Consider the following 9430-nt stretch of genomic DNA (forward strand, 5'->3'; position numbering starts at 1 on the left):
ATAGTTGATGTTCCACTATCCAATTCATCATTTATTCTAGCAATTGCTTTTGACATTATTCCCTTTCCCCTTCTGGCAAATCAGGAGTTGTTGTTATAGAATCTGGATTTGCTTCTCCACTATTTAAATATATATTAGAACCATCCATTGCAATTTTATCACCGGATTGTATTTCTAAAGATCCTGTTAATTTATTTGTCTCTTTGCCAGAAACTTCCTTTGTTATATTACCATCAACTTTGTATTTTACATTTCCTTTTACATGTATATTTACATCACCTTCCAACGTGATATGGGAATCTTTTTCTATTTGTATTTTTAAATCACCTTTCATTTTAACATGCAATGTGTCATCTTTCTGAACAAGATTTATAAAATTTCCTTTATAATCTTTTATAAGAATTTTTTCTTTACTATTTCTTTCGTCCATCAATATAACGCTCTGATTGTTATCTATCGTATAAACACTTCCAATAGCATCGTCTTGTTTTGGATCATACAATCTTTTCTTTCCAGTTAATTCAACTCTTTCATCATCTGGATCATCACTCACTATAATAACTCTTCCCCTAGGGCTTCGCATTATAGTCCATTTGCTCCACCATTTTCCACCCAACTGATTTTCTGGTGGAACCGGTTTGTGAGAAATATCCATGGCGCACATATAATACGGTCTATTAGGATTATCACATTCAAACCAGATCCAAACAAAACTTCCATCTTCTGGTATATAACACGTCCCGTAATGATGACACCAAATCTTTTCATTGTCTCTTTTATTTCTTCCGCCAACTGGATTGTTTGCTGGCCATGCCCACATACCTTCATCTTTTTTAAATTTATCTTCTTTCATTAAATCTGGAATAAACACTTTGACTCTGCCAAACTTCTCTTTGTCTTTAACATCAATAACTATGGCTCTATAAAAATTATCATATGATAATTTTCTTTCGTTTGTTCCTAATTCAAAAAACGTCTTTTTTTCCATATTAAATAAATTACACCTCTAAAGATGAAATCAAATATTTTGTAATTTTCAGTGTCATCTGCATGGCAGTTTCATATGGAAGATTATAGCTTAAATTTCCATATGCATCGGATATCATTGAGGCATATATCAATGGGAAAAATCTATCTAAAGACTCCATCATAACTAATGCTTCAAGTGACATATGATGTGCGATTCTAGATGTTACCGCTTGCATGGTAATTCCAAAATAAACAAATTTATCAAGATAATCTATCCACTTTATTGTATCAAAATTCAAACTGTCCAAATCAACAGAACTCTTGACCAGTTCTGGAAATTTCTCCAGTGATGTCAACTTATAGTTTGAAATAACAGAAGAATAATGTTTCTTGAATGGTTGACCCCAAAGATTCACGACAGTATGGATACTTGATAAATAAATAGAGTTATTCACCAAATCCAAATCGTTAAATACTCCATATGATTTCCCAAACATATTCATCATAAAACTATGTATAATTAAAACTTGATAATCCACCCACAAATTTATATTTTTAAATGCTGGCACATTAAAATATGCCCAGTATACTAACCCATACGATATAATAGAAATTAATTCAGCTTTAGAATATTCTGTTAATCTTTTTGTAAAATTAATTAATATTTCACCACTTTTTGCCACATAACAGCTAAGAGGATATCTACTATCAGAAATTAAAACAATACGACCTTTACCACGAAAAGATTTTACAGTAAAAATCTGTTCTATATTTTGAATAAGATAATCTACAAATTTATCAAGAAGTTTATTTGAAATTCTTATTTTTGTGTTCTTCAACATATTGAATAAAATTTTATCTTTATCCCCGTTACTTAATAAGAATCTTTTATAATCATCATCATAATAATTCTTCAATTTAACAAGTGAAAACTTCTGAACCATTACTCCTCCTGCACCACATTTATGTCGTCCTTTATGTAATTTCTCATAACTTGTTTGACTGCTCCCATTGTTGGTATATATACTTTTTCCAATTTAAATTCTTCAATAAAAAAACAATTATTTACAAATAAAAGCATATGCCAAAGATTAACAGTTTTATAAATATCGAAAGATAAATAATCTGGTCTATAGATATATTTTCTATCTAAATCAACTAATACCGAATTTTGTCTTAAAAAATCATAATTTTGTGCTAATAATTCAATATATGGATTGTCAATAACAACACTTCCACTGTCAAAAAAACTATCAGTTATCTGATATTGATTTCTAAAATATGTGATATCAAAAATATCCAGTGATCTATTTTTGCTATCGACATCTATTCTGCTAATTGGCATTATTTATTATCTCCATTATAGTCCCATCCAATATGAGTTGACCCTTTTACTATTAAATATTTATTGACAACTTCCAATGCTTCTTCTCTCAGTGTATAATTTTCCATAAACCACTTATAATCTCCGATAACATAATCAACAGGTATCTTCAGATATCCGTTGTGAAATTTTTCATGTAAAGTGACCACCATTGGAATTATTCCTATTTTCATATTAAAATGAAGAAGCATAATATCAATTGCAATATCAAATGATGAAAATGGTTTTTCTTCTGATAAATATTTGTCTATAACGGCTTCCGTTATGTTCTGTAAGCTTATTGGGTGATGATGAAATTCAATTGTACATTCATCAATTATTTCATTTGTGAAAAGACATTTTATTAAACCTCTATCTTGAATTAAAAACTTTTTCCATTCTTTATATTCAGCACTATGACGTACCATAGATTTTACAGAGTTTATAAATCTCTTTTCTGATTTATCATCATAAAATATGTTTCTTTGAAAAGGCAGTCCCCCCATTGGGGTTGTGCCCTTACAAACAATATTTGGATCCATTATTTGCTCACCAAACCCTTTGCTATAGATAATCCTTTAACAAGACCAAGAGTTGGGACTTCGGACATTATTTTATCAAGCTGATCTTTTGTGAAAAATTGTGTTTTATCTGCTAGTGTATTAAACGCTTTCAACATACTCAAATTGACAAATCTAACATCAAAATCTAGGGATGAGACTGCACTTGTGATTCCACCGCTGATGTGCTCATATGTCATTCTTCTGGTTATAAAAATCAATCTAGATTTTTCTGGAATATAAAATATAAATCCAGCCCAACCAAGTTTTGTCAGATTAACAAGAGTGTCTCTATCAAAAACTTTATCCCTATATTCAGATGGCAACTGTGAAATATCAATCAGGCAATATGCAGTTCTCATGATATCCGGGAGAGTTTTTCCAAATGAACTTCTAGAAAATAATTCAGTCCCAATTGATTTATCAAAAACTTGAGGATATCCTTTTAAAACCTGATTTATACTAATATTCATACCCTTTCTGATAAAGGATATGATATTTCTAGATAAATAATTTAAAATTCCAGGACCACTTATATTCACATCTCTTATGAGAGTGTCAGTAAAATCAAACTTCAATTTATTTGACAACGCTTGAATAGTCATTATGAAATTCTCTTTTAAAGATCCAACATTTATTTGTAACATAATTGGCTTTATTAGATTATCAACTGAGACAGCATCTACTTCAATTTTATTTTTACTTCCATCATCTTTCTCATGTTCTTTTCTGTTATCACCTTTGTACTTTCCATCTCCACCTTCACCTTTTCCGGCGGATGCTTTAGTAATTGAAAAAAAACCTTGATCAACTTCTATGGCATTTGTATTAAATATTTTCTTACCTTTTTTAACAAATATACTTTTGAATTTATTTGCACCATATAACGCAGTTAAAAATTCAGTATATGTTGCCGAAAAACTAATTATATTTTGATCAATATCTTGCCAATATATAAATGGAAAAGTGAAAACAGACATTGCCTGTATAGTATCGGCATTCAACTCAACTTTTGATTCCATTAACATACCTTATTACCTCCGGAAAATATTTATAGCATCTTTTTCAATTACAGTATCAAATGAATATATTTTACTATCCAAAATAGAAAATAAAATTATTCTCTGTTTTTCTAAATATATCTCAGAAATTATTAATCTGGTAAATACATCCTTTAAAATATTATAATCCACATCCTTTTGATTTAAAACCAAAAATATATGAAAAAATATATCATCTAATATTCCATAATCTTCAAAAGAAATATCTTTATAATTAAATTTTGTTTTATTTAATTTAAAATATTCTGCAACATAATTCTTAATTATTTTTCTAATAGTATTTGAGTTTACATCAAATTCTTTTAATTCATATTCTAGACTAGAAAATATTTTAGATCTGGCATTTAATGTAACTATATCTTCCTTATTTTTTACAGGTAGTTGTTCAGTATCATTTATAATAATTTTTTCTATATTGTTGTTTATTATTTTATCTATTTTTTTATCATTTATAATCGGAAAATCGTTATCTGTTCTTTTGCCATTCACATAATCTAAAATTCTAGTTATATTGTTTCCCATTATTTATTAATGTCGCTGTATTTTAGTGCACCATTCACACAATCTTTGATGGTAGCACGAATAAATTTAATATGTAATTCTGATTTTTTATATCTATTTTTAACAGTGCTATTCTCTGTCAACTGTAAAATGTTAGGTACAACTAACATGTTCAATAATGCACACTCTAACAATTTTTCTTTATAATTTTTATTATTATCTACATTTTCTAAAAATCCACTATATACTTGTTCTTTTGTTCTATATATTGCTTTATCTGGTTGAAAACATAACGGTTTATATCCTTCTTGTTTCCACCAATTCAAGAGTGAATGTACTATTTGCCTTTTACACAAATAATAATCCACTCTATCGGATTTACTCATTGACTCTAAAAATTTTTTAACATCATTGGAAAAAATCCTATCTATATTTCTCCAGATCTGTTCTGTTATAATAGATAGTTGTGTATTAGAAAACTTTTTCATCGCACAACCTCCAAGCGGCACGTTGTTTTATTTTGTTCGTTAAGTTTCAAAATTTCAGTTCAAATCAACAACATCATTGCCACTATCAATATTTTCTTCCACTATATTCATATTTTTATTAACTTCTCCAGGAAGAGGTCTATATCTAGTTGATAACTCCGAAATAATATCTGACACTTCTTTATCCCACATTTTTTTGAATTCAGCATCCTCAATATATTTTAAATACGCACCACGTGTTCCGTTCCAAGTGGCTTCTGGTTGATTAGTCAGTTTACTCCATCTTCCCGATGTCATTCTTTTTTCGGCTCTCAATAAATTATAATTTGTCCAAAAATTATCAAACCCACTATTATAATCGAGAATCATTTCAAATTCAATATTTGGAGCAAATAATCTGCTCTTAATACATTTTGCCCTAACAACAATTCCATTAAATCCATATTGCTTTTCTTCCAGTATAGCCGATTCTCTTAATTCAATTAACTGAGAAATATTATATTGAAGCGCATTCCCGCCCGGAAGCATTTTTTCTCCAGATAAATATCTAAGATCTGATGGCTGTTTAAATAAACCCATTTGAATTTTATCTCTAAATTGATTTATTGCAATTAAACTGATATTATATTTTTCTAGTTTATCAAGATATTTTGGCAACAATGCAGATAATAGTCTGGCTCTCAAACCAATAGTGTCATTAATATTATCACTTTCGGAATCTTTTTCTGTCTTAGTATTTGCAATTGAGTCCCAGATTATTACAGTTTTGAAATCATTAAATTTATCTTTATTTTCATCGAGGAATCTACACGTGGTATCAATTATCTTAAAAACCTGTTCTACTGTTTTAGCTTCTCTAACTTTTATTTTTGGATTAACAACTCCCAATTGAGCTAATCTAAAAGTTGACATTGCATTTTCGGAATCCAGATATAATCCAAGAACCTTCCCTTCATATACCTTTTGAGCATTACCGATTACATTTCCAGCTAGCGTTGTTTTCCCACACCCTGGTCTACCAGCAACACAACTTAAACCACCAACAACCATACCACCACCAAGAAATAAATCTAGTAGTTGAATCCCCGTTGGGATTGTTTGTTTTTGATCATTTGCGGTAACTAGATCATCAACCTCTTTTTCAATAAAATTATCATACATTTCTTGAACATTTTTTAACACGGACTTTTCACTCATCTTTATTTTCCTCCTCTTGATTAGAAACAAAAGTATTATCATTTTTATTCTTTACAACTTTATTTATATCTTTTATTGTAACACCAGTTTCAATAAGAAATTTATCAATAATAGACATTCTTTTGAACACATCATCATCTTCTTCTTTACTATCTAATTTTTCGACAATTGATATTTCATCCTTTACCAATTTACCAATCTCTTTTCTCATATCAAAAATTAATTTATAAAATTCAGTTATAGTTCTTAAAGTTCCTTCCAATAAATGTTTATTTCTTCTAAAATCATTGCTATCGGTTGGCATTAATGTTTTTATGCCTTCTATATGTTGTTCTAATTCTAAAATCATAGATTTAATTTTTTCTCTATTTTCTCTATATTCAAATAATAAAGTATCGGTGTTAATACCCATCACGCTTCCTCCCATATTAAAATATGATAAATATGATTTGCAAAAACTTTATTTATAGTTAATACATTCCCTAATACAGAATATTTATCCTGTGACATTAAAGTTGCGTCATCAAAAACTTGCACCATTCTATTTGCTGTTATTTCCAATTTCAAATCAATTTCAACATTTTCTTCTTCTGTATCTGGTTCCAAAAACATAACATCTTTTCTGTTATATGTTTTTTTGTCACATATCATTTGACTACGATCAATTAAATATTCATATTGCCTTGGATCATAAACATTATGACCTGTAACCCAAAACCTACACTGTGAAAAATCAAATTTATAATCTACTCTTGTCACAAGATGAACTGGCAAATCCATTTCATATTCAAATGTGGTTTCCAATCTATAGTCTGGAATATTATTTGAATCTCCAAACTTATTTGCACTAGGTGATGGAGTTCCACTCATTCTTATTAATGGGTTGAGTGTAATTGGATGTGCGTACACATCTTTAGCTATAACCCTGAAAAGTCTTTTTTCAAGCAAACTTGTATTCCATGCCAATTGCTGATCAATATTTAAAACGTCATTAACATATCTATATTCGACAATTGGAGCAGGAATATGTAAATATGAGTGTATATAGTCCGGAGAAAAATATCTATCCTTTCCACCAAAATATTGAATCAATTTTAATTTCATATCCAACATTTCATCCATGGAACTTAAAAACATATAAACTGTGTATGTCCCTTTATATCTATTATAGACCGGGGTTATTTTAACATACTCATCTTCATATATCGGATCATATAAATGCCCACCAAATCCACCACCAAAATTGCTATATCTCCATAAATAATTAGTTCTCTCATCATTATCTAAATCCCCAGTTGGATCTAATGAAACACAGGGAAGAGGAATGCCTGTTATCTCTCTTCCCATATTTTCATAATATTTTGTAATTTGAAAAATCGTATTATCTGCAGTTGTCATAATTCCAATTTTAAATCTTGGATAAAAAACATCTAAGAAAAAATCAAGCATTGATTGATGAAATGTTCCAAGAATATTGCTTATAAAATGTAGTTGATCTGCATACACTAATCTTGCCATTTTAAAATACCCGCCTATTAAAGATTTGGAGTATCGCTGTTTGCGTCATTAATCCACTTAGTTAATCTGGAATCAAAAATACCCATTGCACATGTCCTAACATATTTTTGTTTTTTACTTCTGGAAATAAATTCATATGTCATTAGCAAATTATAGAGAGGATAATCAATTTTCATAGAACTGATTCCCCAAGTGAATAAATTTCCAACATAATTATGGACGGTAAAATCCTTAAATGTTAATCTAGATTTCGTAAACATATAAGATTCAGAATGTAAGTGATCCCAATCATCATCCTTAACATAACCAGTTGGAAAATTAAACATATCAACCGTTGGACTGTTTTTAGTCACCAATCTCAGATGTCTTCTCAGAAATTTCCTCTGGTGAATATACGGCCAAACATTGACGGCCATATTATGTTTGTCGTACAGCTCATCTTTATTGTCGCACAAGATGGTATACAATGGTGCTTTTAAATAAATGTAAAGACTCAACTTGGCAAGAAAAGGAACTTTATCCTTGCTATACATTGGCAATTCTAATTTAATTTCTCTCCACGATTCTTTTCTCAAACCTGGATATAAAATTCCATTAGTATCCAATTTATAATCATCCTGAGTCATTTTACTGTCGTCGAAAATAGATTTATAATAATCTATTTCAGATTCATAGTTTTCAAACTTTTCATTCTTCGGTTCAACTTCAACATCAAAATCTGTAACCCAAAGAGACATCTTTCCTCCTAGTTTAAAAATGGCAAAAACTTTGTTAATATATCAGAAAAAGATAATTCATCCAAATCTTTTAATTTGGTTTTCACAAAATATAAATCACTCGTCCATTTTTTATAATTATCTTTATCAAATAAGTATAAATACTTTAAAGACTGAGTGCTAAACAATCCCAACTCATCAATGGTTATTTTTTTATTTTTTAAAGAATCATTCACATTTAATTTATTTTCAATCATATCCTTTATTACTTCTTTAAATCGTTCGTTATTATTTATTGATAGAAATTCTGAAATATCTTTATCCATCATCACTTCTGAATTATTTTTTAAATTTATTTCAAAATTTTTAACATTGACAATAAAGTTTAAATTTTTATCATAATCAATCAAATTAAAACCATTATTTTTACACATTCCACTCAACATGTTTTTTATTTTAATATCGTCAGTCAATGAATCTTTATTAGCATCTATTTTTATCTTCATTCCTTTAATTGTATCCCACATCTTATTCCATTCAACTTTCCATATTTTTAGTTCGTTGTAAATATTTTTCAGATCTTCATTTAATTTGTTTTCATCAATGAGAAATACATACTGAAAATATGGTGCCATATAAACTTTATATGATAGCATGAGCATAACATCTTCTTTAAAATTAGGATCCATTATACTTTCTATAAAACTCAAAAACAATATAGAAATTTCTCTGCTTATAAATTTAATATTTTTATATTTTTCTCCAATTATAATTGGTTGAGCACATAATGATTTGTCTAAAATTCCTTTTGATTTTATAAGACCCCTAGTGTATTGTAGACAGTAGAATAGTAATTCTTCATCTGGGGCATATACCATATTGAACGGAGATGTTTTTAATATATTGGGATAATTATCTTCCATTATAAGATTGGACACATATTCATTGAATTTAGACAAAGAGTTAAACCCAAACAAAGTTTCTTTAGTTATTTTAGTCTCAACTTTATCTATAATTGGTTGCAATATTTCAGTGTCAAATTTAGTATTGTTCTCTA

Annotated in this window: 12 protein-coding genes; all 12 read right to left on the reverse strand. The window is 28.7% G+C overall.

All coding sequences use genetic code 11. The features are described from left to right. Positions 1-55: 55 nt before the first annotated feature. Positions 56-988 (reverse strand): phage baseplate assembly protein V, encoded by a 933-nt coding sequence (locus tag M0R36_10400; protein ID MCK9556204.1) that lies wholly within the window; start codon positions 986-988, stop codon positions 56-58. 10 nt (positions 989-998) lie between these two features. Beyond that, positions 999-1913 (reverse strand): hypothetical protein, encoded by a 915-nt coding sequence (locus M0R36_10405; protein MCK9556205.1) that lies wholly within the window; start codon positions 1911-1913, stop codon positions 999-1001. After that, positions 1913-2314, reverse strand: a complete 402-nt coding sequence (locus M0R36_10410) for a hypothetical protein (protein MCK9556206.1) — start codon at positions 2312-2314, stop codon at positions 1913-1915. Before M0R36_10410 ends, M0R36_10405 begins: the two co-directional genes overlap by 1 nt. Next, positions 2314-2874: a hypothetical protein gene (locus M0R36_10415; GenBank protein MCK9556207.1), complete on the reverse strand. Its 561-nt coding sequence runs from the start codon at positions 2872-2874 to the stop codon at positions 2314-2316. The genes M0R36_10410 and M0R36_10415 overlap by 1 nt, the downstream gene beginning before the upstream one ends. Next, the gene (locus M0R36_10420; protein ID MCK9556208.1) at positions 2874-3920 is read right to left on the reverse strand and encodes a hypothetical protein; all 1047 of its coding nucleotides are present in this window, start codon (positions 3918-3920) and stop codon (positions 2874-2876) included. The genes M0R36_10415 and M0R36_10420 overlap by 1 nt, the downstream gene beginning before the upstream one ends. Positions 3921-3926: 6 nt before the next feature. After that, positions 3927-4475, reverse strand: coding sequence for a hypothetical protein (locus M0R36_10425; protein ID MCK9556209.1), 549 nt, complete (start codon positions 4473-4475; stop codon positions 3927-3929). Then, complete coding sequence (locus tag M0R36_10430; protein ID MCK9556210.1) at positions 4475-4942, reverse strand: hypothetical protein; 468 nt, start codon at positions 4940-4942, stop codon at positions 4475-4477. Before M0R36_10430 ends, M0R36_10425 begins: the two co-directional genes overlap by 1 nt. Positions 4943-4996: 54 nt before the next feature. Further along, positions 4997-6139, reverse strand: a complete 1143-nt coding sequence (locus tag M0R36_10435; GenBank protein MCK9556211.1) for a hypothetical protein — start codon at positions 6137-6139, stop codon at positions 4997-4999. Continuing rightward, positions 6132-6551, reverse strand: a complete 420-nt coding sequence (locus tag M0R36_10440) for a hypothetical protein (GenBank protein MCK9556212.1) — start codon at positions 6549-6551, stop codon at positions 6132-6134. Before M0R36_10440 ends, M0R36_10435 begins: the two co-directional genes overlap by 8 nt. Beyond that, the gene (locus M0R36_10445) at positions 6551-7657 is read right to left on the reverse strand and encodes a hypothetical protein (GenBank protein MCK9556213.1); all 1107 of its coding nucleotides are present in this window, start codon (positions 7655-7657) and stop codon (positions 6551-6553) included. Before M0R36_10445 ends, M0R36_10440 begins: the two co-directional genes overlap by 1 nt. Positions 7658-7674: 17 nt before the next feature. Next, a complete protein-coding gene (locus tag M0R36_10450; protein ID MCK9556214.1) occupies positions 7675-8394 on the reverse strand; it encodes a hypothetical protein in 720 nt (239 codons plus the stop codon). A gap of 8 nt (positions 8395-8402) precedes the next feature. Next, a partial coding sequence (locus M0R36_10455; GenBank protein MCK9556215.1) for a hypothetical protein occupies positions 8403-9430 on the reverse strand: 1028 nt, incomplete at its 5' end.

The sequence above is a fragment of the bacterium genome (assembly GCA_023228325.1).
Lineage (GTDB): Bacteria > Auribacterota > UBA6266 > UBA6266 > UBA6266 > UBA6266.

What these genes read in the sequence shown, in the direction of transcription:
- M0R36_10400 (MCK9556204.1), bottom strand. Translation starts at nt 988, where the DNA reads ATGGAAAAAAAGACGTTTTTTGAATTAGGAACAAACGAAAGAAAATTA.
- M0R36_10405 (MCK9556205.1), bottom strand. Translation starts at nt 1,913, where the DNA reads ATGGTTCAGAAGTTTTCACTTGTTAAATTGAAGAATTATTATGATGAT.
- M0R36_10410 (MCK9556206.1), bottom strand. Translation starts at nt 2,314, where the DNA reads ATGCCAATTAGCAGAATAGATGTCGATAGCAAAAATAGATCACTGGAT.
- M0R36_10415 (MCK9556207.1), bottom strand. Translation starts at nt 2,874, where the DNA reads ATGGATCCAAATATTGTTTGTAAGGGCACAACCCCAATGGGGGGACTG.
- M0R36_10420 (MCK9556208.1), bottom strand. Translation starts at nt 3,920, where the DNA reads ATGTTAATGGAATCAAAAGTTGAGTTGAATGCCGATACTATACAGGCA.
- M0R36_10425 (MCK9556209.1), bottom strand. Translation starts at nt 4,475, where the DNA reads ATGGGAAACAATATAACTAGAATTTTAGATTATGTGAATGGCAAAAGA.
- M0R36_10430 (MCK9556210.1), bottom strand. Translation starts at nt 4,942, where the DNA reads ATGAAAAAGTTTTCTAATACACAACTATCTATTATAACAGAACAGATC.
- M0R36_10435 (MCK9556211.1), bottom strand. Translation starts at nt 6,139, where the DNA reads ATGAGTGAAAAGTCCGTGTTAAAAAATGTTCAAGAAATGTATGATAAT.
- M0R36_10440 (MCK9556212.1), bottom strand. Translation starts at nt 6,551, where the DNA reads ATGGGTATTAACACCGATACTTTATTATTTGAATATAGAGAAAATAGA.
- M0R36_10445 (MCK9556213.1), bottom strand. Translation starts at nt 7,657, where the DNA reads ATGGCAAGATTAGTGTATGCAGATCAACTACATTTTATAAGCAATATT.
- M0R36_10450 (MCK9556214.1), bottom strand. Translation starts at nt 8,394, where the DNA reads ATGTCTCTTTGGGTTACAGATTTTGATGTTGAAGTTGAACCGAAGAAT.